At 41.8% G+C, this 26,079-nt stretch carries 24 protein-coding genes and 2 tRNA genes; 11 read left to right on the top strand and 15 right to left on the bottom strand.

What is annotated here, in order from left to right; all coding sequences use genetic code 11:
- Nucleotides 1–305: 305 nt before the first annotated feature.
- The 9 genes from C8D94_RS09530 to tsaD form a co-directional block, all read right to left on the bottom strand.
- Nucleotides 306–380 (bottom strand) — tRNA-Pro (locus tag C8D94_RS09530).
- 15 nt (nucleotides 381–395) lie between these two features.
- Nucleotides 396–479, bottom strand: a tRNA-Ser gene (locus tag C8D94_RS09525).
- An 85-nt stretch (nucleotides 480–564) separates the two neighbouring features.
- Nucleotides 565–1,137, bottom strand: coding sequence for a hypothetical protein (locus C8D94_RS09520; RefSeq protein ID WP_115123722.1), 573 nt, complete (start codon nucleotides 1,135–1,137; stop codon nucleotides 565–567).
- Nucleotides 1,138–2,301 (bottom strand): THUMP-like domain-containing protein, encoded by a 1,164-nt coding sequence (locus C8D94_RS09515; RefSeq protein WP_115123721.1) that lies wholly within the window; start codon nucleotides 2,299–2,301, stop codon nucleotides 1,138–1,140. It abuts the gene before it with no gap.
- Between the two features lie 3 nt (nucleotides 2,302–2,304).
- Nucleotides 2,305–3,399 (bottom strand): AI-2E family transporter, encoded by a 1,095-nt coding sequence (locus tag C8D94_RS09510; RefSeq protein WP_115123720.1) that lies wholly within the window; start codon nucleotides 3,397–3,399, stop codon nucleotides 2,305–2,307.
- An 86-nt stretch (nucleotides 3,400–3,485) separates the two neighbouring features.
- Complete coding sequence (locus tag C8D94_RS09505) at nucleotides 3,486–3,983, bottom strand: TrmH family RNA methyltransferase (protein WP_115123719.1); 498 nt, start codon at nucleotides 3,981–3,983, stop codon at nucleotides 3,486–3,488.
- Between the two features lie 43 nt (nucleotides 3,984–4,026).
- Entirely contained in the window at nucleotides 4,027–4,668 is a 642-nt protein-coding gene (locus tag C8D94_RS09500) for a DUF4159 domain-containing protein (RefSeq protein ID WP_115123718.1), read from the bottom strand.
- A gap of 45 nt (nucleotides 4,669–4,713) precedes the next feature.
- Nucleotides 4,714–5,427, bottom strand: coding sequence for a 16S rRNA (uracil(1498)-N(3))-methyltransferase (locus C8D94_RS09495; protein WP_115123717.1), 714 nt, complete (start codon nucleotides 5,425–5,427; stop codon nucleotides 4,714–4,716).
- A 9-nt stretch (nucleotides 5,428–5,436) separates the two neighbouring features.
- Complete coding sequence (gene tsaD / locus C8D94_RS09490; RefSeq protein WP_115123716.1) at nucleotides 5,437–6,459, bottom strand: tRNA (adenosine(37)-N6)-threonylcarbamoyltransferase complex transferase subunit TsaD; 1,023 nt, start codon at nucleotides 6,457–6,459, stop codon at nucleotides 5,437–5,439.
- Nucleotides 6,460–6,542: 83 nt separating this feature from the next.
- Here tsaD and C8D94_RS09485 point away from each other — a divergent pair, with 83 nt between their 5' ends.
- On the top strand, nucleotides 6,543–10,949 hold the full coding sequence (locus C8D94_RS09485; protein WP_245946259.1) for a translocation/assembly module TamB domain-containing protein: 4,407 nt from the start codon (nucleotides 6,543–6,545) through the stop codon (nucleotides 10,947–10,949).
- Nucleotides 10,950–10,956: 7 nt separating this feature from the next.
- Here C8D94_RS09485 and C8D94_RS09480 read toward each other — a convergent pair whose 3' ends face one another.
- From C8D94_RS09480 to C8D94_RS09465, 4 genes are read right to left on the bottom strand one after another with little or no spacing between them, the layout of a single operon-like run.
- Nucleotides 10,957–11,337, bottom strand: a complete 381-nt coding sequence (locus C8D94_RS09480; RefSeq protein ID WP_115123715.1) for a Rid family detoxifying hydrolase — start codon at nucleotides 11,335–11,337, stop codon at nucleotides 10,957–10,959.
- 13 nt (nucleotides 11,338–11,350) lie between these two features.
- Entirely contained in the window at nucleotides 11,351–13,123 is a 1,773-nt protein-coding gene (locus C8D94_RS09475; RefSeq protein ID WP_115123714.1) for a sodium:solute symporter family protein, read from the bottom strand.
- A 1-nt stretch (nucleotide 13,124) separates the two neighbouring features.
- Nucleotides 13,125–13,742, bottom strand: a complete 618-nt coding sequence (locus C8D94_RS09470) for a hypothetical protein (protein ID WP_115123713.1) — start codon at nucleotides 13,740–13,742, stop codon at nucleotides 13,125–13,127.
- Nucleotides 13,742–14,626 (bottom strand): OmpA family protein, encoded by an 885-nt coding sequence (locus C8D94_RS09465; RefSeq protein WP_170134754.1) that lies wholly within the window; start codon nucleotides 14,624–14,626, stop codon nucleotides 13,742–13,744. The genes C8D94_RS09470 and C8D94_RS09465 overlap by 1 nt, the downstream gene beginning before the upstream one ends.
- Before the next feature lie 394 nt (nucleotides 14,627–15,020).
- On the opposite strand from C8D94_RS09465, the gene hisG reads away from it, so the two are divergent.
- The 9 genes from hisG (at nucleotide 15,021) to corA (ending at nucleotide 23,324) form a co-directional block, all read left to right on the top strand.
- Nucleotides 15,021–15,878, top strand: a complete 858-nt coding sequence (hisG, locus tag C8D94_RS09460; protein WP_115123711.1) for an ATP phosphoribosyltransferase — start codon at nucleotides 15,021–15,023, stop codon at nucleotides 15,876–15,878.
- Nucleotides 15,879–15,949: 71 nt separating this feature from the next.
- The gene (gene hisD / locus C8D94_RS09455; protein WP_115123710.1) at nucleotides 15,950–17,227 is read left to right on the top strand and encodes a histidinol dehydrogenase; all 1,278 of its coding nucleotides are present in this window, start codon (nucleotides 15,950–15,952) and stop codon (nucleotides 17,225–17,227) included.
- Complete coding sequence (hisC, locus tag C8D94_RS09450) at nucleotides 17,217–18,263, top strand: histidinol-phosphate transaminase (protein ID WP_115123709.1); 1,047 nt, start codon at nucleotides 17,217–17,219, stop codon at nucleotides 18,261–18,263. Before hisD ends, hisC begins: the two co-directional genes overlap by 11 nt.
- 3 nt (nucleotides 18,264–18,266) lie before the next feature.
- A complete protein-coding gene (hisB, locus tag C8D94_RS09445; protein ID WP_115123708.1) occupies nucleotides 18,267–19,400 on the top strand; it encodes a bifunctional histidinol-phosphatase/imidazoleglycerol-phosphate dehydratase HisB in 1,134 nt (377 codons plus the stop codon).
- The gene (gene hisH / locus C8D94_RS09440; protein ID WP_115123707.1) at nucleotides 19,400–19,981 is read left to right on the top strand and encodes an imidazole glycerol phosphate synthase subunit HisH; all 582 of its coding nucleotides are present in this window, start codon (nucleotides 19,400–19,402) and stop codon (nucleotides 19,979–19,981) included. The genes hisB and hisH overlap by 1 nt, the downstream gene beginning before the upstream one ends.
- A gap of 28 nt (nucleotides 19,982–20,009) precedes the next feature.
- A complete protein-coding gene (gene hisA, locus C8D94_RS09435) occupies nucleotides 20,010–20,756 on the top strand; it encodes a 1-(5-phosphoribosyl)-5-[(5-phosphoribosylamino)methylideneamino]imidazole-4-carboxamide isomerase (protein ID WP_115123706.1) in 747 nt (248 codons plus the stop codon).
- Nucleotides 20,746–21,501, top strand: coding sequence for an imidazole glycerol phosphate synthase subunit HisF (hisF, locus tag C8D94_RS09430; RefSeq protein ID WP_115123705.1), 756 nt, complete (start codon nucleotides 20,746–20,748; stop codon nucleotides 21,499–21,501). Before hisA ends, hisF begins: the two co-directional genes overlap by 11 nt.
- A gap of 10 nt (nucleotides 21,502–21,511) precedes the next feature.
- Entirely contained in the window at nucleotides 21,512–22,126 is a 615-nt protein-coding gene (hisIE, locus tag C8D94_RS09425) for a bifunctional phosphoribosyl-AMP cyclohydrolase/phosphoribosyl-ATP diphosphatase HisIE (protein WP_115123704.1), read from the top strand.
- Between the two features lie 106 nt (nucleotides 22,127–22,232).
- Complete coding sequence (gene corA, locus C8D94_RS09420; protein ID WP_115123703.1) at nucleotides 22,233–23,324, top strand: magnesium/cobalt transporter CorA; 1,092 nt, start codon at nucleotides 22,233–22,235, stop codon at nucleotides 23,322–23,324.
- An 84-nt stretch (nucleotides 23,325–23,408) separates the two neighbouring features.
- Here corA and C8D94_RS09415 read toward each other — a convergent pair whose 3' ends face one another.
- Nucleotides 23,409–23,840 (bottom strand): hypothetical protein, encoded by a 432-nt coding sequence (locus C8D94_RS09415; RefSeq protein WP_115123702.1) that lies wholly within the window; start codon nucleotides 23,838–23,840, stop codon nucleotides 23,409–23,411.
- Between the two features lie 74 nt (nucleotides 23,841–23,914).
- Here C8D94_RS09415 and C8D94_RS09410 point away from each other — a divergent pair, with 74 nt between their 5' ends.
- Nucleotides 23,915–24,601, top strand: a complete 687-nt coding sequence (locus tag C8D94_RS09410) for a DUF2461 domain-containing protein (RefSeq protein WP_115123701.1) — start codon at nucleotides 23,915–23,917, stop codon at nucleotides 24,599–24,601.
- 58 nt (nucleotides 24,602–24,659) lie between these two features.
- Here the strand turns inward: C8D94_RS09410 and C8D94_RS09405 are convergent, their stop codons facing one another.
- A complete protein-coding gene (locus C8D94_RS09405; protein ID WP_245946257.1) occupies nucleotides 24,660–25,946 on the bottom strand; it encodes an OmpA family protein in 1,287 nt (428 codons plus the stop codon).
- Nucleotides 25,947–26,079 lie beyond the last annotated feature (133 nt).

Raw genomic sequence — 26,079 nt, 5'->3', positions numbered from 1 at the left:
ATGCTCTATCCAGCTGAGCTATGCGACCATTATTTCAAAAAGCCAGTTGGACGTGTGACCGTCCCGCTATGAAGCGGGATGCTCTATCCAGCTGAGCTATGCGACCATTATTTCAAAAAGCCAGTTGGACGTGTGACCGTCCCGCTATGAAGCGGGATGCTCTATCCAGCTGAGCTATGCGACCATTATTTCAAAAAGCCAGTTGGACGTGTGACCGTCCCGCTATGAAGCGGGATGCTCTATCCAGCTGAGCTATGCGACCTCAGTAATGTAAAAAACCGAACAATAGTTGTCCGGTTTTTTTGTCGGGGTGGCAGGATTCGAACCTGCGACCTCCTGCTCCCAAAGCAGGCGCGATGACCGGGCTACGCTACACCCCGAGGATTATTATATTGCGGAGAGACCGGGACTCGAACCCGGGCAGCACTTACGCGCTGACAGATTAGCAATCTGCTCCGTTACCACTCCGGCACCTCTCCAATATATTATAAAGAACGTTCCTTTTTTATTGCGGATGCAAATGTAGGTTTATAAACCGTATTTAGCAACAAAAATAAAAGTTTTTTACTCTAAACATTTCAAGGTGTTCATAAAGAACTCTTTAGGGTATATGGGCAGCTCTATTTGTGGATTGCTTATGAGTTCCTGAAACTTAATATCAAAGTGGGATTTCATTGTGGTAATACGCATTGAGACAGTTTTTGAACTGGATAATCGCTCAAAAGCAATATCATCAATGAGAAAAGCAGCGTCGGAAGTACTGTTGTGAAGTGTGTCCTCGTTTTCGGTTTGTCTTCCGCAAATCTTTTCGCCCAAGTAACGTAGTGAGACAAAACTGCCGTCCTCAAGTTTAAAAGAAACTCTACTGTCTTTGTTAAAGCACAATGCAGGTGGGAGAACCGTCGCATTTACCGAGAATTGCAATACAAGTGATTTCACGTCTCCTTCTCGCATACCGCTAAAGTATATGAACACATTCTTATCCTTTCCTAAAATGTAATCAACAAGTACTTCTTGTGTGAGAAAAAATTTCTCTTCTTCGGTATCTACCTGTATTTTATAGTTGCATTGTTGCGTTTGTGAAGAGGACAAAAAAGACAGTCCCAAAAACAAAGCTGTAGTTAAAAATTTCATCATTTAGATTTTTTCGCAAATTAACATGATTTTCTCCCCATTTTCAAGCGTAGTGAAGAACAAATAAACATTGCCACCATCCTTAATCTTCCATTTTTTGCGAAGTGAAGCAACACTTTCGGGAAAATTACGAGTGGTTACGTTTGCTTTTTCAAAAGTTATGCCACGCATTGTCTTTTTTGAATAGGGAACTATTTTTTGAATAGAAAACCTACGCCCTGGAAAATCCCTCAATACATCGCTAGTGAACAAGTGGCTGTGCGGGTGCAGTTTTTTCAGTTTGAATGCCTCTGAAATATGACTGAAACCTCCAGACTTTAGGATGGCTGCATTGGGCTCGTATATAAAACGAAGTGGTTCAGAAAACACGGTTCCCACCTCTTCCTGGTGGGCGAAAGAGAAAGGTTGTTTTCCTTTTTTTGAAATATTGATTGTATGAATCATAACCCTTTCTGTTATACCTTTTCGTAAGATCCATAACAATTCCTTTACTTCATTGCCAATTGCGATAACATGAATTTCTGCTACATGTCTCAGTTCCTTGAGACCTACCGAAATATCTAACATAGGTGATGTTTTCACCATAAGAACATTACAACGCTCTAGCAAATAATCTAGATGCACTGGTACGTTGGGCTCACAGTCTTTCAGGAAAAACACCTTGCCCTTACTGTCGTGGCGCCTTGAAGGGTCTATGTAAATTACATCGAACCCATCGTTTGCTATTGCTTCAATGCCATCTTTATTGTGGCATTGTATATTCTCCTGCTGTAAAACCTGAAGATTATGTGCCGCTAATTGGGAAAGGCTCGAATTCGTCTCGAAGTGTACAACGCTCTTAAATGTTTCAGCAAAATAATAGGTGTCCACCCCAAGGCCTCCCGTAAGATCAGCTAGTGTTTTGCCCATTATCAAACCACTCTTGTACTTTGCGGTTGCCTCGGAAGAAGTTTGCTCTAAATTTAGTTTTGGAGGATAAACTATATCCTTGGTGGCGAACCAAGTAGGTAGTTTTTTTTCTATGGCACGCCTACTCTCTATTTGTTGTAATATGTCTGTCACTGGAATTTCAGGAAAAGGGCTTCCCGAAAAAGCGAGTTTTGTGGTTTTCTCGGTATAGGAAAAAATAAATTCCTGCACGTTGGGAGACAGTAGGGCTTTGTTCAAACTTTATAGATTTTTGGTGAGGCGTTGTACTATTTTATATTCTGATAGGAATTCTTTTGCAATTACCTTGATGCTTGTGTATGTAGGGACTGCAAGTATCATCCCGGGAATTCCAAACAGATAGCCGCCTATTAGGATTACAATGAAAATTTCCAGTGGGTGGGAGCGTACACTCTTCCCAAAGATTACGGGCTGGCTTATCAGGTTGTCGAAAATTTGTGCAATCCCGTAGCCAAGAGATACATACCCAAGTGTGGGCAACAATTCTGAAGAGAAATCTGCTCCTAGGTTGTTGGATACCACCACTAACAGCATAAGGATCCAGCCTATCACAGGACCCAGATAGGGTACTATGTTCAAAAATGCGCATATAAGGGCAATGGCAACGGGGTTTGTTATATCGAAGATCAACAAAATAACAATATAGAATAAAGACAGAATCAATATCTGGAACGTAAGCCCCATAAAGTATCTGGATAATAGCTCCTTTATTTTTGTAAGGACTACCAGAAATCTTTTTTCTTTTCCCTTTTTTGCAAAAGAGGTCACGGCGTTAGGTATTAACTGGTCGTCCTTCAGCAAGAAGAAGGAGAGGAAAAGAACCGCGAAGAGTCCAATTACAAAGTCGGCAAAATTCTTGAAGAAAATATCTACAAAGCTTGGGACTAGTTCGAGATCAAAATTTTCGACTGCAGAGGTGTTTTTTATGGCCTCTACGATATTTATCTTCTCCACTCCAAGATAGTCGCTCGCTTGTATGTTCAGCTCATTGAGGTCTTTTTTTACCAGCTCGAAATCTATTTCAGAAATGCTTTTGCTCTGTTCAATTATTATGGGTACAAATATGTACAGTAATATACTCACGAAGCCTATGACCGCTAATAATGTGGTAAATGCGGCAAGCGTGTTGCCAAATTTTAACCTCCGTTTCAAGACCATCACCAACCTGCGTCCAATCAACGAGATTACGGCTGCAATGCCTATGTAGAGAATAAGCACTTGTATCTTGAAAATGAACCAGATAAACAACACGATTAACCCTAAAACGGCAAGGGCCCGTAGTAGGCCAGCAGATATTTTCTTGGCAGTTACTTTCATGTAGCGGTACGGTTGCTAGTGCTTGTTAAAAATTGTGCTAAAGGTGTTAAGCAATGTAAAGATACTATAATCTAAGTGGCAAAATCTCAATGTTTTGTTAACTCGTAAAGCGCAATGGCGGTAGCTTGCGCCACATTCATACTGCTGTTGTTGCCATACATCTCAATATGTGCAACCATATTTGCCCGCTGTAAAATAGTTTCTGAAATCCCGTTGCGTTCACTGCCAATGACCAGGGCTGTGTTGTTTTTGGTGATTTCAGAAATTGTAGAAATGGGTACGCTGTTTTCTGAAATTTCCACGGCAATAACAATATAGTCTTGTTGCTGAAAATCACGTAGCACTTGCTGTAAATCCTCTACAATGGAATGCTTTGTGGTTTTCTCGGTATTTCTGGCGGTACGCTTCAGGCGATTGGAAGAAAGGTCTATAGCGTTGTTGAAAATAACCTCACGCACCCCAAATGCATCGCAAAGCCTAAAGATAGCCCCGATATTCGAAGGGCCCTGTAAACCATCGCAAAGTACTACCAGATTGTTTTCTTTTCTTGAAAACGGTGTGGATGTATGGTCGTGTTGGAGCATTGCAAAAATGGATAACTTGTAATTGTGTGTTTAGAACTAATTTCTAATGTTCAAAAGCGTAGGTTATAATGTTGGCCCCCATTTGCAAGGCTTTTAATCGCACCTCCTGCGGATCGTTGTGTATTTCTGGATTTTCCCAACCGTCACCTAAATCGCTCTCGTAGGTGTAGAGCAGTACCAGCCTACCTTCGTAGGTTATGCCAAAAGCCTGAGGTCTCTGGTTGTCATGCTCGTGGATTTTAGGCAGTCCCTGCGGAAATTTATAACGGTAATTAAAAATCGGGTGATTGCCAGGAAGTTCTTTGAGTTCGGTATTGGGGAATATCTTGGGTAGCTCTTTACGGAGGTATTCGTCCATGCCGTAATTGTCATCTATGTGTAAAAACCCTCCGCTAATTAGGTAGTTCCTTAGATTTTCAGCTTCTTCAGAAGTAAAAAATATGTTGCCGTGCCCCGTCATATGCAAAAAAGCGTAGTTAAAAATATCTACACTTCCTGGAGCTACAGTCTCGGTTTTTCGGTTTATGCTTGTATTGGCCTGTTCGTTGCAAAACCGCACCAGATTGGGCAGTGCCGTTGGGTTTCCGTACCAATCGCCCCCGCCGCCATACTTTAAAACGGCAACTTCTTGTGACAAAGCGATGGAAGCCCCAAAGCAGAATATAATGGTAAGGATGTTTTTCATAGTAATGTATAAATGTACAAATTATAGATAGGGGATGTGCAAACTTTATACCTCATTTATAAAAGCCACGCTATGACAGGCAACCACTGCCGCGGTTTCGGTTCGCAGTCTTGAGTTTCCTAGGCTTACGGGCTCAAAACCGTGTTGTAGCGCTCTGTCAATTTCAGCTTGGGAGAAATCGCCCTCGGGACCTATGCAAATTAATGTGTCTTGGGAAGGCTTCACGATACTTTTTAAAGACTGTTTTTTAGTCTCTTCGCAATGTGCAATACACGTATTGTCGTAAAAACCTTGTTGTTTTTCTATAAATTCTGAAAAGGGTACCGTTTCGTTCAGTTTTGGAAGATAGGTTTTTAGTGATTGTTTCATTGCGCTCTGTAAAATCTTCTCGTAACGTTCGGGCTTTATCACTTTGCGTTCACTGTGGTCGCATATAACAGGGGTGATTTCGTTAATGCCTATTTCTGTGGCCTTTTCAAGAAACCACTCGTAGCGATCATTTAATTTTGTGGGGGCAACTGCCAAATGTAATTTATACGGCAAGGGTTCCTTTTTGTTAACTGTTAAGATATTAGCAACACACTGCTTAGGTGTTACTAACTGAAGCTTTACTTCAAATAAAAATCCTTTGCCATTGGTGATGTGCAATTGGTCTCCAACCTGCTTTCTAAGCACCTTCCCAATATGCCTACTCTCTTTCTTGCTGAAGACAATTTCGGTATCGGTTTCTGAAACAGTTGGGTGGTAAAAAAGATTCACTTAGATGATTTAAAATTTTAATCGGGCGCTCGCTACCACGTCCTTATTGGCAAAGATACCTTGTTTATATTTTAACTCCCCCACAATGGCTATCATTGCGGCATTATCGGTACAATATTCAAATTTTGGGATGTGGGTGGTCCAGCCGTACTTTTCTTCAGCGTCTTTAAGTGCTTTTCTAATACCGCTATTTGCAGAGACCCCGCCGCCTATGGCAATTTCCTTGATGCCGGTTTGCTTTACGGCGTTTTTTAGCTTGTCCATTAAATAACTTACAATGGTATATTGCAAACTGGCACAAATGTCCTCGATGTTCTCTGAAATGAAATTAGGGTTTCGTGCTGTTTCCTTTTCAACAAAATACAATACCGAAGTCTTCAGTCCACTAAAGCTGAAATCTAAGGGGGCTACTTTTGGCTTCGGAAACTTAAACGCTTTTGGGTTTCCTTGTTGTGCATATGTATCTACTAAAGGACCGCCAGGGTAGGGGAGTCCCAATATTTTCGCTGCTTTGTCGAAAGCCTCGCCCACAGCATCGTCTATTGCCTGACCTATTACTTTCATTTCAAAATAGTTGGTAACCTTCACGATTTGTGTATGGCCGCCACTTATGGTTAATGCCAAAAAGGGGAAGTTGGGTGCGGTCTGTCCTTCCACTTTAATAAAATGTGCTAGAATATGCGCCTGCATATGGTTTACATCTATCAATGGGATACCTAACCCAAGTGCCAAAGACTTTGAGAATGAGGTCCCTACGAGCAGCGACCCCATGAGTCCCGGACCACTGGTAAATGCTATGGCATGTAACTGTTTTTTGTCGATATTTGCTTTACGCAAAGCTTGGTGTACCACGGGGACGATGTTTTGCTGGTGGGCACGGGAAGCAAGCTCAGGAACCACACCGCCATATTGGGTGTGTATTTCCTGGTTGGCAACAACATTGCTAAGTATTGTGCCGTTGTGTATAACGGCCGCAGCAGTGTCGTCGCAAGAGGATTCAATTCCTAAAATATAACAGTTTGTATTGTTCAAGGTAAAAGTGGCATATCTATTGGACGGTAAAATTAAAACATTACAACCGTATCAAAAAACTAAGGAAAATAATTGTTAGGGGGGTGGTAATCTTGGTATTGCTGCTCATTACTATTGTAATTGTTTTTTCTATTCCCTCCGTACAAACCTACGTAGCAAAAAAGGTAACAACAAACCTGAATGAAACCTACGGAACCGACATCAACATAAACCGCTTGGGCCTTAATTGGCGTGGTGAGGTAGATATTAGGGGTGTGCTCATTAACGACCATCACGCCGATACGCTGATCTATGCAAAGGAATTGCAGACAAATATCCTGAGTTTCAGCAACCTTATTGGCGGGGATTTAGGTTTTGGAAATATAGATCTTAACCGTGCAAAGCTGTATGTAACCACCTATAAAGGAGAAGAAACGGACAACCTCTATATTTTTTCTGAAAAGTTCAACACCCAGCCCAAGCAGGAGGTAAAGCCGTTTTCAATGTTCAGCAACGATTTGTCGCTCACTGAAAGTACCGTGCGTATTGTAGACCAAAACTTGGACAACCCCTCTATTCTTCACTTAAGAAACGTGAATATTGTTGCGGATGATTTTAAAATCACCGGGCCGGATGTTTCGGCAAATGTTACAGAGCTCTCATTGGACGCAGAAAGGGGCTTCAGCATTAAAAGTGCGCAAGCAGGTTTCTCATATACTTCAGAAGCGATGCTGCTGGAAGCGTTGGATTTACGTACCGAAAAATCTATCATCAAGGGGAATCTCTCATTTAAGTATGGTGAAAAGGGCTTGGGTGATTTTGTTGATGGTGTAACCATTGATGCGACCTTCGATGGTACTGAACTGGCCACAAACGATATCAATGCTTGGTACAACGAATTTGGAGAAGACCAGATTATCAATGTTGATGGGAAGTTTCAGGGAACGATGAACGATTTCACTTTTACTGAAACTGAAATATCCTCCGGAGGCACCCAACTATATGGAACGTATGCCATCCAAAATTTATTGAACGAAGAAGATTTCAGCATCAAGGCCAATAACCACAGTATCCGCACCAGTTATTATGAGTTGCGACGCTTTATGCCACGGGTGCTGGGGGATGTACTGCCTACACAGCTAAAAGACTTAGGGACTGTTTCTTTTCAGGGAAATACCACGGTTACACAAAATAGGCTTGTTACAAAAAGTGGGTTGTCTACTGGAGTTGGTACGGCAGATCTGGATGTAGAGCTCTTAAATTATACCGATACCAACCGTGCTTCCTACGCTGGGAACGTAGTGCTCAACAAATTCAATTTGGGAAAATTGGCAGACACACCCACCTTGGGCAGGATGACAGCAGATTTAACCTTTGACGGTAGCGGGTTTTCGCAAGAATCTGTAAACACCAAGATTGAAGGAAGTGTGAGTTCTTTTACATTCCAGGATTACACCTATAAGAACATTAAAGTTGAAGGAAGGCTGAAAGACCCGATTTTTGATGGGGATTTGGTTATTGATGACCCTAACCTTAAAATGGAGTTCAACGGTTTGGTAGACGTATCGAAAGAATACAACCAGTTCGATTTTGAGGCAGATATTGAGTATGCTGAATTAAATAAGCTGAATCTTTTTAAACGTGATAGTGTTTCGGTATTTGCGGGGCGTATCATTATGGATATGGACGGTACCACTATAAATGATGCCAGCGGAACCATAGAGTTTGTACAAACCTTTTACCAGACTGCCGAGAGAGATTTTTATTTCGACGATTTTTTGATCACTTCTTCTTTTGAAGGCCCCGTTAGGACCATCCAGATACAATCTCCAGATATTATTAACGGGACGGTTTCAGGAGAGTTTTTAATTGAGGACATTCCCAACCTGTTCCAGAACAGTATAGCCAGTATCTACACAAACTATATCCCTGCTGAGGTTACCACCAACCAGTATTTGAACTATGAGTTTGAAGTATACAACAAAATTATAGACGTTTTCGTGCCAGAACTGCAATTGGGGGACAATACCAAGATAAAGGGTTCGGTGGCTTCAGATGAGTCTAAATTTCAGTTGGATTTCAGGTCACCAGAGCTTATTGCTTTCAAAAATTACTTGGGCAATGTGAATATCCAGGTAGATAACGACAATCCTTTATTCAACACCTATGTTTCGGTAGACTCCGTTTATACAGGGTTTTACAACGTGACAGACTTAAGTTTGATAAACAAGACCATTAAGGACACACTCTTTATTCGTTCAGAATTTAAAGGAGGAGAGGAGAAGGAGGATCTCTTCAATCTTTCCTTGTACCATACCATAAACCCAGAGGGGAAATCGGTTGTGGGGGTTAAAAAGTCAGACATTACCTATAAGGACAACGTATGGTATCTTAACGAAGACAATAACGACCTGAACAAGGTAACCTTTGACGATAACTTTAAGACAGTTAAGATAGATTCCCTGGTATTGAACCACGAGAACGAATATATACAATTGGCAGGTGTACTGCGGGACTCCACTTACAAGGACATAAAGGCCGAATTCAGGGATGTAAACATTGGTAATATTGTCCCGCCAGTGGACAGCCTACGTTTGCAGGGGAACGTGAACGGAAAACTCAATTTTCTTCAGAAGAACGGGGCGTATTATCCTAATTCCAACGTTACTGTAGATGGTATTGTTATAAACGATATACCCTTTGGCGATCTGGTATTGGATATTAAGGGGAACGAAAACCTTTCACGATACAACATAAACACCACGCTCACCAACGAAGGGGTAAAATCTATCAATGCCCGTGGAGACATAGATGTTTCCAGTGACAACCCCACAATAAATTTGTTAGTGGAGCTCAACGAGTTCAATATGCAGGCGTTCAGTCCTTTTGGTGGCGAGGTTATTACAGATATCCGGGGGCTTATCTCAGGAAATGCAAGGGTTAGCGGCAATTATAAATCTCCAGATATTTTGGGACGTTTCGGGCTGGTAGGCAGTGGGCTGAAAATTCCGTACCTCAATACCGATTTTGATATTGAAGACAATACACAAATTGTGGTGACCAAAAATAAATTCGATATACAATCTACTACAATTACAGATACGAAATACAATACCCAAGGAACTTTGAGCGGGTTTGCCAGCCACGTTAATTTTGATAAATGGGAACTGGACCTAAACATCGATACCGATAATCTCTTGGCGCTGGATACCCCAAAAACCGAAGATGCGTTGTATTATGGGACCGCTTTTATTAGTGGTACGGCAGATATTGAGGGACCGGTGGACGAGCTTACTATAGATGTTACAGCGACTACCGAACCGAACACCTCTTTTAAAATTCCTATAAGCGACACACAAACCTTGGGCGAAGATACGTTCATCACCTTCCTATCCCCGGCCGAAAAAGAAGCCCTGATGAAAGGTGAAGCCATTGAAGAAAAAGAAGTAAAGGGCCTCTCACTTAATTTTGATCTTGATATAACTGACGATGCCGAAGTTGAAGTGGTTGTAGATCAAGAAAACAACAGTAGGCTTACTGGAAAAGGAATAGGGACTTTGCTTATAAGAATAAACACATTGGGCAAATTCAAGATGTGGGGAGAATACACAGTACTTGAAGGTGTATTCGATTTTAGATATGGTGGGATAATCCAACGTAAAATTGCAATAGACCCTGGAGGCTTTATTGTATGGGAAGGGAACCCTGAAAGAGGTAAAATCAATCTTACGGCAATTTATGAAACCGAAGCAAATCCCTCGGTATTACTGGACAATCCAGCTGTAAACCGAAAAATACCTGTAAACGTTTTGGTGGATCTGCAAGGAGAGTTGATACAGCCAGACATAGATTTTAGGATTGAGTTCCCCAGGACCACTTCAACGGTTCGTAGTGAGTTGGAATACAAGCTACAAAACAGGGAGCAAAGAGAGCGGCAAGCTTTGTTCCTAGTGGCTTCAGATGCATTCGTGAACGATGACTTTGGTGGAGCGGGAGCATTTACGGGCACACTCGCAGATAGGGTATCGGGATTGGTAAATCAATTATTCTCGGACAAAAACAGCAAATACAGTGTAGGGCTTGATTATTCACCTTCTTCAGGATTGCCCAACCAACAGGCAGCAGGACAGATAGGGATAAACTTTTCAGCCGATATTACAGAGCGCATCTTGATCAACGGTAAAGTGGGTGTACCCGTGGGTGGTGCCACAGAAAGTACTGTAGCAGGAGATTTGGAGGTGCAATGGCTGGTTAATGAGGATGGGAGCTTGCGTATCAACTTTTTCAATAGGCAGGCAGATATTCAGTTTATTGGCGAATCACAGATTTTTGAACAAGGAGCTGGTATCTCATACTCTGTAGATTTCGATACTATGAAGGAACTCATGGCGAAGCTCTTCAATAAAAAATTAACCTTGGAAAAAGAAGAGGATCTTCCCGTAACGCCAGACGACAGTCCATTCCCAGTAGATTTTAACCAAGAAGGCAATAAAGAAGAGAACGATGAATAGCCAGCAGTTACAAGCTTGCTATCATAGCTATTTCTACATTCACATATTTAGGTAGGTTAGCAACTTCAACAGTTTCCCTGGCTGGTGCAGTAGCCTCGTTGAAATAGCGCGCATATACTTCATTAATTGCAGCAAAGTTGCCCATATCACTTATAAAAATAGAGGTTTTTAATACGTGTTCAAAGGTCATGTTGGCTTCGGCGAGCACAGCTTTCATATTTTCCATGACCTGCTCGGTCTCGGCCTCGATAGTACTTGTTATCAGCTCACCAGTTTCGGGGTGTAGTGCTATCTGTCCAGAGGTGAATAACATAGCGCCCTTTAGCACTGCTTGGTTATACGGTCCTATTGGTGCTGGGGCTTTGGAGGTGTTGATTATTTTTTTCATTTTGTCGTATCTATTACAATGTGTTTTGGGAACGTTTCTTTTTCTTCCAAAGGCTGAAAATGGTCAAAGCTGAAATTACTGCTATGGCAACCAAGATTCCAGCCCCAACCATATTTCCGTAAATTATATAGCCTGTAGCAAATAATGAGGTATATACAAAAACAATCCCTAAGAGCATAGAGGCGAGGTCTATGGTAAATACATCGTTGGTTGTTTTTAAGTGCAGGTTTTCTTGGGCGGCCTTCCGTTTAAATTGTTTCCAGCCATTACCGTACGGAGTCACGGCATTATAGAAATTGGCCAGGGTCTTATTGTTTGTAGGGCGGGTGAGTAGTGTAACGGCAATCCAGGCAACGGTAGTAATGGCAACACCGTAGATTAATTTTTCGTAGTCCTCGAGACCCAGCTCTACAAATTCGAAAACAAGAGCCATAATGAAGGAAACAACCATCCCCGTAATCTCACTATACGCATTAACCCGCCACCAGAACCAGCGAAGGATAAAGATAAGACCCGTACCCGCGCCTATTTGGAGCAATATGGCAAAGGTACTAAGCGCACTACTCAACCCCAGTGCCAATAGAGCTGAAAATACCATAAGTGCCACTGTGGAGATCCTACCAATGGCAACGAGTTCTTTCTCGGAGGCTTCAGGCTTTACAAAGCGTTTATAAAAATCCAATGAGATGTACGAAGAACCCCAATTAAGGTGGGTTGAAATAGTACTCATAAAAGCCGCAATGAGCGAAGCCACGACCAACCCTAAAAGGCCCGAAGGCAAATTAGTGAGCATAGCAGGATATCCCAGATCGTGCCCTAAAACGGCATTGGGAAATTCCTTGGCAATATCGGTCAACTCAGGGTATAGAATCAAAGATGCCAGCGCTATCAAGATCCACGGCCAAGGACGTAGCGCATAGTGAGCCACGTTAAAAAGAAGGGTAGCTCCAATAGCGTTCTTTTCATCCTTTGCAGAGAGCATGCGTTGGGCAATGTAGCCACCACCGCCAGGTTCTGCTCCCGGGTACCATACGCTCCACCACTGTACTGCAATGGGGATGATAAGTAGTACCAATAGCGAGTCAGTATCATCAAAATCTGGGAGGAAATTAAGTTTTCCGCTTACATTCTCGTGTGCAAGTAGGTTGTCCAGGCCACCAATTTCGGGTAAGTTTATAATGTAATAAGCCGCCCAGACCGAGCCTATCATTGCCACGATAAACTGGAGGAAATCGGTAAAGATAACCCCGCGCAACCCCCCAAAAGAACTGTACGCCACGGTAATGATAGAAGCGTACAATACGCATTCCCAGTCTTCTAGGTTGAATAATATTCCACCAATTTTAATGGCCGCGAGACATACAGATGCCATAATCATAATATTGAAAAACACACCAAGGTACAATGCCCTAAAGCCTCTCAAAAAAGCTGCGGCCTTACCGCTGTAGCGCATTTCATAGAACTGGAGATCGGTAAGGACCTTGCTTCGTCGCCACAGCTTTGCATATACAAAAACTGTGAGCATTCCCGTAATTAGAAACGTCCACCATACCCAATTACCAGAAACACCGTTTTGGCGTACTATATCAGTAACTAGATTGGGTGTGTCTGCCGAAAAGGTTGTAGCCACCATAGAAATACCCAACAACCACCAGGGCATATTACGTCCCGAGAGGAAGAACTCCTTGGTATTTTTTCCTGATCGTTTGGCTACAACTATCCCAATTACAAGAAAGACGGCAAAAAAGCCGCCGATTAGTATCCAATCTAATGTTTGTAGTTGCATGTTAGTACACGTTTAGGGATTTTGCCTGGCCTACCCAGTTGTCACGCTCAATGCGGCCCGGGAAGAAATCTATCATTTCGGTGATAAGTTCTACATCTTGTTGGGAGAGCTTGCTTATCTGGTCGTAGGTATAAATGCCAATGTCGTTCAGTTTTTGCTCTATGTATGGACCTATTCCATTAATCTTTGTTAAGTCTTCTTTATCACTGGCATCTGCGTAGCCAAAACTGTCAAAATCCAGTTCGGGTTCCTCGTTGGCTTCCTCAATGGATTTTTCTAATATGGCTTGGTATTTTTCCTTGTTTTTTTCAGCAAAATTGAACTTTTCAGCAATGGCTTCTTTTGCATTGGACTCCTTGAATATTTCCTGCTGTTCTTTTACAACACTTATTATTTTAGGTTTTATTTCGGTAAAAATAGTTTCGATGTCCTGTACGTCTTTTCGGGGTGGGGTTTTAAGGGCGTTCACTTCACGTTTCAGCCTGTTTATTATTTTTCGGTATTTATTCCTAAGGAGTTGTGAGGCAGAAAAATACCCTAATAAAAAACTACTCAGCATTAAAAGAAAGATGCCAATATAGTCACCGAAATTTTCAACAAACCCTACTAATGCCTCCATTAATCTAAGCTAAATTTTAATTCAATCCTCTGGTTCAACCTTCTCCCTTTTTCAGTATTGTTACTAGCAATGGCCTGGCTCTCTCCTTCGGAAATAGCGACAACCTTCTCTTTCGCTATACCGCCCTTAGCTATTAGGTACCAGCGCATCTGCCTAGCGAAATCCAATCCTATCTTGTGATTGTCCAGTGCATTTCCCACATTATCTGTATGTCCCACGACGGTAATCTTTAGATTGGGATTATTCTCTAGTGCAGTTTTCACTTCCTGCATTGCCTTTTCCAGGGTAGGACTTATCAATATTCCAGAGCCTGAAAAATTGGGGTAAATTGTCATACTCTCGGGCACTTCATTTTCAAGAGCTATTACACGTTCCAGATTTAAGGGTTGTATTGTAAAAGAAAACGCATTGTTAAAAGTACCGTCGCCCTTAAAATCTATTGGGGTAATGTGCGGTTTGATCACGATGCGCTCTGGAGAAACTCCAGCTTGTAGTAATAGGGATTTTATTTTCTGTGCGCGAAGGGCACCATAGTTTGGGGTTTCTATGTTTTCTTCGGCACTATATTTAGACTCTATAACCAACTCTGTGTCTGGATATTCAAGAAGATAACTATTGAGCTTATACTTGAAACCTTGGGTTTTTTCTGGGATAATAACTACATCGCTGTTTTTTTGAATAACTATATTCTCGGAATATTTGAACAATACATCACCTTCTTGGGTAATGGCTGTAAGTCCTTGGTTTATAATGGTGTTGCTAGAGTTGACGTTCTGGTTGGTCGTTTGCGTCTCTTTTACTAATGGAAGGGTGTCTTCTTGATATTTGGGTTGTGAGGTGTCTTTAATAACTTGATTGATTTCGTTGTTTTTATTCAAAGCCATGGTGCTTGGTTGTAACCAATGGTAAAACCATAACCCAAAAAAGGACCATATCAAAAAGACCAAAAATGCAATAACGAAATTTTTCATGTCTAGTAAAACGTATGTCTTACAGGTATTTGGCTAGTGTTAACGTTCTATTTCCAAATCTATAAAAATTAATCTAGGGGAATAACATAAATTTAATATGTTTTTCACATTGCTATGAACATTTTTTAATTAGTTTTGAAGACTGAAATATGACACAAGTAAATTTACATCATCACCATATCACATTCCACGCTCACGCGAGGTGATTTGGTATTGATGTTATTATAAACATATCCATAACCCGTTTGAGCTATCAAACGGGTTTTTTTATACTCGTTTGTATAGTTCGGGCAGAAACTATAAATGAATGAGATACTTAAAAATTGCTATTCAAAAATCTGGAAGGCTAAACGAAGATTCCCTGAAAATTCTAAAACAGTGTGGTATTTCCATAGATAATGGTAAAGACCAACTTAAGGCAAATGCCAAAAACTTTCCGTTGGAAATCTATTACTTACGCAATGGCGACATCCCAAAATATTTACAGGACGGTGTGGTAGATTGTGCCATCATTGGCGAAAACATCTTAGTTGAAAAAGGTAAGGGAATTGCCATCTCGGAAAAACTTGGTTTTTCGAAATGTCGTGTCTCGCTTGCCGTACCTAAGTCTGAAAAATACAACGGAATTTCAGATTTAACGAATAAACGCATAGCGACGTCCTATCCCGAAACTACTAAAAACTACTTGGCAAAAAAAGGTATTGAAGCAGAGCTGCACATTATTAATGGTAGCGTTGAGATAGCGCCCAATATTGGCTTGGCAGATGCTATCTGCGATATCGTGAGCAGTGGCAGTACCTTGTTCAAAAACAATCTTAAGGAAGTGGAAGTGATGATGAAAAGCGAAGCAGTACTTGCCATATCGTCTAAGATTACCCCTGAGACCACTGCTGTATTGGACAAACTCCGTTTTAGGATACAATCGGTTTTAAGGGGGCGCGATTCAAAGTATGTACTGCTCAATGCTCCCAATGAAAAACTTACAGAAATTACCAAGATCCTTCCCGGAATGCGAAGCCCTACTATTTTGCCCTTGGCACAAGAGGGCTGGAGCAGTATGCACTCCGTAATAAACCAAGATGAATTTTGGGATGTAATAGACCAGCTGAAGGAAGCAGGAGCCGAAGGGATTTTGGTCTGCCCCATAGAGAAAATGGTGGTGTAGGCTACATCGAAATAATACTTCAATAAAGCCAAAGCGAAACTATTAAACTACCGCAATTGCGGACATTGTAAATGAAAAAGATATTGAATCCAAAACCTGAAACCTGGCCGCAGTTACTGATGCGCCCTACACAAACCGTAGCGGACATCGAGGCCACAGTAGCAGAAATATTTTCGGAAATCTCAAGAAAAGGCGATGTTGCCGTTGCTAAATATACCCAGTTTTTTGACGGTGTCCATTTGGACAGTTTTCAAGTTTCTGAGAAGGATTTTGATGCTGCTGAAATTTCAGAAGAATTAAAAGAAGCCATCCAGCTCGCCAAGCGGAACATTGAAAAATTCCATGCGGCACAAAAAACCGAGAGCGTGCAGGTGGAAACTATTCCGGGGGTACAATGCTGGCAGGAAAAAAGACCCATCCAAAAAGTGGGACTGTACATTCCTGGAGGATCTGCGCCTTTGTTTTCCACGATCTTAATGCTGGTCATTCCCGCTAAACTTGCTGGTTGCAACGAAATTGTGCTATGTACTCCACCAAATGCAGTTGGGGGTATACACCCTGCCATTCTTTACACGGCCAAACTGTGTGATGTAACCAAAGTATTCAAGGTAGGAGGCATCCAGGCCATTGCGGCAATGACCTTTGGTACCCGGAGCGTTCCTCAGGTGTACAAGATTTTTGGTCCTGGTAACCAGTTTGTGACTGTGGCCAAACAACTTGCCACAAAGTATGGGGTTGCTATCGATATGCCTGCTGGCCCCAGCGAACTGTTGGTGTTTGCAGACGATTCGGCAAATGCTGCTTTTGTGGCATCGGATTTATTGAGTCAGGCCGAGCACGGGACCGATAGTCAGGTGGTTTTAGTGACAACTTCAAAAGATATGATGGATGCTGTTGCTGTTGAAATTGAGCAGCAAATAAAGGAGTTGCCAAGACGTGCTATTGCCCAAAAGGCCATTGAAAACTCAAAGCTGATCCTGATTGGAAATAATGAAACAGCGCTCCAACTTATCAACGAGTATGCACCGGAACATTTTATCGTGGTCTCGAAGAACGAAGATTACTTCGTCGAGAATATTCAGAATGCAGGGTCCGTATTCATAGGTAATTATACCCCCGAAAGTGCTGGGGATTATGCCTCTGGCACCAATCACACCTTACCTACAAACGGCTATTCAAAACAATATAGTGGTGTGAACCTGGACAGTTTCACCAAGAGCATTACATTTCAGAAAATTTCAGAAAAAGGGATACAACAATTAGGCCCTGCAATAGAGCAAATGGCAGAGGCCGAAGGCTTGCAAGCCCACAAAAACGCAGTAACCTTAAGACGTAACTATGGAAAGTAAATTTAAACTACAAACATTGATCCGCCCAAATATAGCGGCCATGCAGCCCTACAGTTCGGCTCGGGACGAATTTAAGGAATTCGATAAAGAGATGGTGTTCTTGGACGCCAATGAAAATCCGTTTGGGAAAGGATTGAACCGTTATCCAGATCCCAACCAGAGTTCACTAAAGAAGTCCTTTTCAAAAGTAAGAGGTGTCCCTTCCGCCCAGATCTTGTTGGGAAATGGCAGCGATGAAGTTCTGGATCTCATCTTTAGGGCTTTTTGTGAACCTAACGTAGATACTATAATTACGCTCCCACCCACCTATGGTATGTACAAGGTCTTGGCGAACCTGAATGCCATTGAGAATAGGGAAGTGCTGCTCAGAAAAGACTTTCAAATAGACACTCAGGAAGTTTTGAATGCACAAACTGCCAACACCAAACTGTTGTTTGTTTGTTCACCCAATAATCCTACGGGAACCGTTTTTAATGAAGAGGACATAAAAGAGCTCTTGTGCAACTTCAACGGACTGGTGGTGATAGACGAAGCCTATATTGACTTTTCAGCTTCAGAAAGTTGGGTCTCGAAACTTTCAATGTACCCAAATTTGATTGTAACCCAAACACTTTCCAAAGCCTTTGGGATGGCGGGAATACGGTTGGGAGTTTGTTACGCTTCTGTTGAGATTATTTCGGTTTTGAACAAAATAAAACCACCGTACAACGTAAATGCCCTAACCCAACAGAGGGCATTGGAACAGTTGGGGAAACATTCAGAAATAGATAGTCAAATACGCTTTTTGAAAGAACAAAGAGGCGTGTTATCTAAAGCATTACTTCAGCTAAAATGTATAGAAGAAATAGTTCCTTCCGAAGCAAATTTCCTGCTCGTAAAAGTTGATGATGCTACAAAAAGGTACCAACAACTCATTGAAAAAGGGATTGTGGTTAGAAACCGAAGCAATCAACCTTTGTGTGAAAACACTCTCCGGTTCACAATTGGAACTGAAACTGAAAACAAAATATTAATAGAGACCCTTAAAACACTGTAGTAAATGAAAAAAGTACTTTTTATAGATCGCGATGGTACCATTATAAAAGAAACGGCCGATGAGCAAATCGATGCTTTTGAAAAATTGATTTTCTATCCGAAGGCATTTACCTATCTCGGGAAAATCGCAAAGGAATTAGACTTTGAGTTGGTAATGATTACCAACCAAGACGGGCTTGGCACCGAAGTTTTTCCCGAAGCAACTTTCTGGCCCGTTCATAACTTTATCTTGAAAAGTTTTGAGAATGAAGGTGTTGTGTTCAAGAAGGTTTTTCTGGACAGGACATTTCCGCACGAAAATGCCAACACCCGCAAACCGGGGACGGGCTTATTGACCGAATATATCGAGGGCGACTATGATTTGGGAAACAGTTACGTTATTGGCGACCGATTGACCGATATGGAGCTTGCCAAAAATCTTGGAAGCAAAGGGATTTTTATTAATGACGAAACACATTTGGGAACTTCAGAGATCACGGTAAAACGAGACCAATTGGAGAAACACATCGCTTTGGAAACCAACGATTGGCAAAATATCTATAAATTTCTAAGACTGAAAGAACGCACAGCAGAAATATACCGGACGACCAACGAAACCGATATTGAGATTACCTTGAATTTTGATGGTACCGGTAAAAGTAACATAGATACGGGAATCGCCTTTTTCGACCATATGTTGGACCAACTTGCTCGCCACGGGCAAATGGACTTGGACATTACTGTAAAAGGAGACCTGGAGGTGGACGAGCACCATACCATTGAAGATACGGCCATTGCACTGGGGGAAGTGTTCCACAAGGCACTGGGTGATAAGTTGGGAATGGAGCGCTACGGGTTTTGTTTACCAATGGACGATTGCCTGGCACAAGTGGCCATTGATTTTGGAGGTAGGAACTGGTTGGTTTGGGAAGCCGATTTTAAAAGAGAAATGATTGGGAAAATGCCCACGGAAATGTTCTACCACTTTTTTAAGAGTTTTACCGATGGTGCCAAGGCAAACCTGAACATAAAAGCTGAAGGCAGTAACGAGCACCACAAGATTGAGGCCATCTTCAAAGCTTTTGCCAAGGCTGTAAAGTATGCAGTGAAACGAGACACAGAAAAATTGATTTTACCATCTACAAAAGGAATGTTGTAATGAAATTGGTACTAATAAACTACGGAGCAGGGAATATTAAAAGCTTGCAATTTGCTTTTCAACGTCTAGGCGCTGAGGCAATATTGAGTGATGATATAGAGGCAATACAAAACTCAGATCGCGTGATCTTTCCAGGCGTGGGGGAGGCAAGCAGTGCAATGGCGATGTTGCGCCAAACAGGCTTAGACAAAGTTATTCCAAACCTTACACAACCGGTACTAGGGATATGCTTGGGGATGCAGCTGATGTGCAACAGTTCTGAAGAAGGAAAAACCAAGGGGTTGGGTGTTTTTGACGTGGACGTGGCGAAGTTCCCTTCAACAGTAAAAGTACCACAGATTGGGTGGAACACTATTACCGGTTTAAGAACAGAATTGTTCCAGAACATTACTGAAGAGAGTTATATGTACGCGGTCCACAGTTACTTTGCGCCAGTGTGCAAAGAAACCATAGCTACGACACAGTATGGATCTAACTATTCCGCAGCATTGCAAAAGAATAATTTTTATGGTGTGCAATTTCATCCAGAGAAGAGCAGTACCACAGGGGAAGTGTTATTGAAAAACTTCTTAAACCTATAACCTTATATACAAAAAACTAGAATTACCAATGAGAATTATCCCTGCCATAGACATACTAGAAGGAAAGTGTGTTCGCTTGCGTAAAGGCGACTACAACACCCAGAAAATATATAACGAAAATCCGCTAGAGGTTGCCAAGCAGTTTGAGGCCCACGGAATACAATACCTGCACTTGGTAGATCTAGATGGAGCCAAGAGCCAGCATATCGTGAATTATAAGGTGCTGGAGCAAATTGCTTCAAAGACAACCCTTAAGATAGATTTCGGTGGCGGTTTGAAATCTGACGAAGATTTGAAAATTGCTTTCGCGAGTGGTGCCCATCAAATTACCGGTGGTAGCATCGCAGTAAAAAACCCTGAAGTATTCAAAAACTGGATAGCAACATACGGACCAGAAAAAATAATACTGGGAGCCGATGTAAAGGAAGAAAGGATTGCCGTGAGTGGTTGGCAGGAAGAAAGTGATGAAGCACTGCTTCCGTTTGTCCAAAAATACCTAAAAGAGGGCATTCAATATATTATTTGTACCGATATTGGTAGCGACGGTATGCTGCAAGGGCCTGCATTTTCACTGTATGCGAAAATACTGAAAAATTGTGACAGGCCGCACAGCGAAACTGAGATGCGCCTTATAGCTTCTGGCGGCATTTCCACTTTTAGCGAACTCCCTAAGCTCGCCACGATGGGCTGCGAGGGTGTGATCATTGGAAAAGCAATTTATGAGCAAAAAATTTCATTAAAGCAACTTGAAAATTATATTGTCGATGCTAACTAAAAGAATCATTCCCTGCCTAGATATAAAAGATGGACGTACCGTAAAGGGTGTCAATTTTGTGAACCTCCGGGATGCGGGCGACCCTGTAGAACTGGCGAAAGTCTATTCGGAAAATGGGGCGGACGAACTAGTCTTTCTGGATATTTCAGCCACCGAAGAGAAAAGGAAAACCTTGGCGCAATTGGTCTTAAAAGTAGCCAAGGCCATCAATATACCATTTACCGTGGGAGGTGGTATCTCAAGCATTCAAGATGTCGCTGTATTGTTGAACAATGGCGCCGACAAGGCATCGATAAACTCTTCAGCAGTCAAAAACCCGCAGCTGATTAACGATTTGGTTGCTAAATTTGGCACACAGTGCATCACCGTGGCCATAGATGCCAAACAGGTTGAGGATGAGTGGATCGTTCATTTGTTAGGAGGGAAGGTGCCCACGGCATGGAACCTTTTTGATTGGGCAAGGGAAGTGGAGCAAAGAGGCGCAGGTGAAATTTTGTTTACCTCTATGAACAACGATGGTACCAAGAATGGTTTTGCTAATAAGGCTTTGGCAAAACTTTCAGAAACAGTGAATATACCCATTATCGCTTCTGGGGGGGCGGGAAACGTGCAGCATTTTGTGGATGCTTTTAAAATGGGAAAGGCAGACGCAGCCTTGGCGGCCAGTGTTTTTCATTTTAAGGAAATTGAAATTTCAGCATTAAAAAAAGAATTATTGAACAATAACATATCTATTAGAATATAAAAACAGAATGATGAAAATAAACTATTCGAAATACCCGAACAATCTTGTTCCTGCAGTGATTCAAGATTCCATGACAAAAAACGTTCTAATGCTCGGTTTTATGAACGAAGAGGCAGTAAATAAAACTGAAAAAACAGGTAAGATCACTTTTTTCAGTCGAAACAAAAACCGGCTTTGGACGAAAGGCGAAGAAACCGGAAACTACCTGAACCTTGTATCGATGAAAGTAGATTGCGACAACGACACCATACTGGTCCAAGCAAATCCCGAGGGCCCCACCTGCCACGAGGGGACCGATACCTGTTGGGGTGAAAAGAACGTACCCAACTTTGGTTTTTTGTCCTATTTGGAACACGTGATAGAGGATCGTCGCTACGACGGCGAACAGGAAAAAAGCTATGTAGCTTCCTTGTTCAGAAAAGGGATCAATAAAATTGCCCAAAAGGTTGGTGAAGAAGCGGTGGAAGTGGTTATTGAAGCAAAAGATGACGATGATCTGGCTTTTCTCAACGAAAGTGCAGATTTGCTGTTTCACCTAATGGTCTTGCTACAGGCAAAAGGATTCCACATTCGCGATGTGGAAAGAACCTTGAAATCCAGACATAAATTCGACAGAAATGAATAGTACCTTATCGAACTTATTTGTTATAATTATAAATTTCAATATTGAATTTTTATACGGCTCAAATTATTTATGAAGTTTCCCTACCTTTAAAATTCAATTATAACCTATGACCGCCAAAAAAAAGAGAAGAAGGCTAAAAATCCCCACCGTTAAGAGACCTCTTATTCACAATGAAGCTCCTGGTACAGTAACCTATACTGGTACTAAGCAAAATGTTTCTACCAAGGTTGAGATTATTGATTACTCGAAGAACCATTACAAAAGGGTAGATTCTGAAAACATTGAGGATGCCTTCGGTTTTGAAACTTCGGAGCATGTTACCTGGATAAACATCAACGGTCTTAACAACACCAAGGAGATAGAGCGCTTGGGGGAATATTATAACCTGCATCCTCTTATTCAGGAAGACATCGTGACCACCAACCAGCGTCCCAAAATGGACGAGTATGAGGAGTATCTTTTTATCGTGTTCAAGATGCTACACTATAGTGACGAGGGCGATTTTATAAATGAACACGTGAGCATGGTTGTGGGAAAAGACTATGTTACCACGTTCCAGGAGGCCGATGGTGATGTTTGGGACGGACTCCGTGACCGATTGGCAAATGCAAAGGGTAGGGTGCGGAATGCCGGTGCAGATTATTTAATGTTTGCACTGTTGGATGCCATTGTGGATAATTACTTTAGTGTAATAGAAACCTTGAGCTCAAAGATTGAATTTATTGAAGACCAGCTGTTTGAGGATAAAATTGAAGATGATATCACCCAAGATATACAGGTCTTGAAAAAGGAAATTCTGCGTATTCGAAGAGCGGTAGTACCTTTACGGGAAGTTATCAATCGTTTGGAAAAAACAGATACACCGCTTATAGAGACAAGAACCCAAAACTACATTCGTGATTTGTACGACCATATTATCCAGGTCTCTGAAAGTGTAGATATCTATCGTGAAATGATCTGGGGATTGATGGATATGTACATGACCACCATAAGCAACAAAATGAACGAAGTGATGAAGGTATTGACCATCATGGCCTCTATCTTTATTCCTCTAACCTTTATGGCAGGAATCTACGGGATGAATTTTGAGTACATCCCAGAGCTTCAGTTAAAGTACGGCTATTTTTATCTTTGGGGAGCTATGATTTTGGTGTTCTTTGGCCTGTTATGGTATTTTAAACGGAAAAAGTGGCTTTAGCTTGGTAAGTAGTGAGTAAGCAAAAAAAAAGGCTTCAGCCTAGCTGAAACCTTTTTTAAAGATCTTCAACTCAAGATCCAACGATCACCCGAGCCACGCATTTCTAGCGGCACCCTTACTATAAAAATATAGAAAAATGGCCACAGCAATTACCAATAGCGGCATTACGGCAGCTCCGTATCCGGCAACCTGCAAAATATCGGTCGCCATTAGCCAATATATTTCAATGACCAGTACCGTTAACAAAGAAAGGGCGAACAAAAGGACGGCCAATTTTTTTCTGGCCAGTAACAAAATACAGCCCAACAATCCTGAAAATACAGCAATTGCAAATACAATACTGTACCAGGCGGGCAGGGATTCCATGATCACAAATTGATCTGCAGGGACGCTCTCTCTCAAGCTTTCCAGTTCATAAGTTCCCAAATAATATTGGTAAACCCCCATGAGGTTCCACAAAAGGGCTATCACTGCAATGATCCAAAAAGATTTTGGCGGTTTAATGGTGGTGTTCATTTTGGTTTGGTTTAAGGTTATTTCATATAAAGATAGGAAAATTAAGGTATCTTTATTTCTTCAATTTGAAAATTATGAGCGCTACTGTACCAAAATCTTCTCTAGAATTCTTAAGAAAACTCGCCAAGAACAACACTAAGGAATGGATGGACGCGCACCGAAAAACATATAAGACAAGCGAAAAAGCACTCAAGGAATTTTATACCGAAGTTGAAAAGGGACTCAACAAAACCGATGAGATATCAAAATTGAAAGTGTTTCGTATTAACCGGGATATACGTTTCAGTAAAGATAAGACGCCCTATAATGTGCACCGTAGTGTAAGTTTCAGTAGGGCAGGGGCGCACAGGCGCGGGGGGTATTACCTGCGTATTGAACCCAACAATAAAAGTGTTGTCGCTGGGGGATTTTTTGGCCCGGAGCCTTCAGATTTGTTGCGGATCCGTAAAGAGTTTGAGATGGATGCTTCTGAAATACGTAACATCCTTGCGGCAACTGAATTCAAAAAGGCCTACGGCGGAAAGTTCGAGGCTTGGGACCCTGTAAAAACAGCACCAAAAGGTTTCAGCAAAGAACACCCAAATATAGATTTGATACGGTTGAAGAATTTCGTGGTCACCCATCCGTTTACCGATGCAGAGGTTACGGCACCGGATTTTTCAGAAAAAGTGGTGCACCATTTTGAGTTGCTTCGGCCATTTTTCGATTATATGAGCGAGGTATTGACTACTGATCTTAACGGAGTATCCACGTTGCCATAAAAAAAGTCCCTTGCAAAATGTATTGCAAAGGACCTTTATTTTGGGTTTGTAAATTTTCTTATTTCAATCTAAAGGTAACTCTACGTACCAGTTGTCTTGCTGGTGCAGAAGACTTCTCTACAGAGGCATCTTCGCCATTTCCTGTAACTGTCAATCTGTTTTGAGCAATTCCAGCGGCTACCAAGATATCTTTTACCTTATTGGCACGCTTTTCAGAAAGTGTTTGGTTATACGATGGGTTGCCAATTTCATCTGCATATCCAATCAACTCTGCATTGGCCGATGGATTTTCCTTCATATACTTTATTAAGTAATTGATCGCCTCCAGAGAATAGGTCTCAGGAGTAGTACTGTTGAACTTGAAGTATACGTTCACGTATCCTTTGTTCAATAGCTCTTCCACGTTAAGGCCGCTTCCTTGTCCACCTACAACGTAGTCAGATTCGTTTACGTAGCGATTGTCCAAAGATGGCTCAAGCTCGTCCGGAATTCCGTTGTTGTTTTGGTCTACTGCAATACCTTTAGTGTTTACGGCAACGCCCGATACTGTATTAGGCTCCCTGTCCAAATAGTCTGGCACTCCGTCCTGGTCGCTATCTATAAGGTCGGTTTCAACTTTAGCGAGTCTTCCTTCCAATTCTTCAACTTTTGAAAGCAGTACAGATTTTTCTGAATACCAATCTGCGTGCTTGCTTTCGCTTCCTAGGTAAATGTTGATACCAGCTGAAACTTGGTACAAAAGACCATCGTCAATTCTTCGGTTAGCAGTTTGTATCACTTCTATACCGTCCCAAGAGCGCTCCATACCAATATTTGGAATTATGGAAACATCGGCAAAAAGGGCAATCCTGTCAGAAAGTCTAACTTGTGGGGTAAGTCCCAACATAAGGTTGAATGTAGTGTCCTTTTCATCCAGCTCAAATGGTTCCTCGTGGTTGATAACCGAATAACCACCACCACCGTGTACCAAAAGGCCAAAAGTTTCAGTCCAGTCCGAGAACTCTAATAGGTTTCCTAGGTTCACTACCCCTTCTAGGGTACCTCTGTAGTAGGAAGTCTCAAAAGGTAGGCTGTTGTCCTCTTCAGATATGCTTGCGTATCCAAGATTGGCACGAACACCAAACTTTTCGTTCATCATATACCTTACACCCAAGGAAGCTTGGTATGGGGCAATACTATTTACGCTATAGCCATCGGCAAAAGGGGAAGAAGGCTTTAACAGCCCTCCACTTAACTCTATGGACCATTTGTTGTACTCGTTTAATTGAATCTCAGATTCTTCTTGTGCGTACAAAGCAACCGTTGCGAACAGTGCTGTAAGTACCAGGGTAACTTTCTTCATCATTTAGGGTTTTTATTTAGTGCCAAAAATAGAATTCCTACAAACGATAGCATAGAAAAAAGTAGTATTTAATTTAACCTTAACACAAGTTAGGGCTTTTGTTTTTCATAAGTGGTTGATTATCAGTAATAGACCT

Source organism: Marinirhabdus gelatinilytica (assembly GCF_003353425.1).
GTDB classification, from domain to species: Bacteria; Bacteroidota; Bacteroidia; order Flavobacteriales; family Flavobacteriaceae; genus Marinirhabdus; species Marinirhabdus gelatinilytica.
The sequence above is the reverse complement of the archived record's forward strand: the minus strand, read 5'-3'. Positions and strand labels throughout refer to the sequence as shown.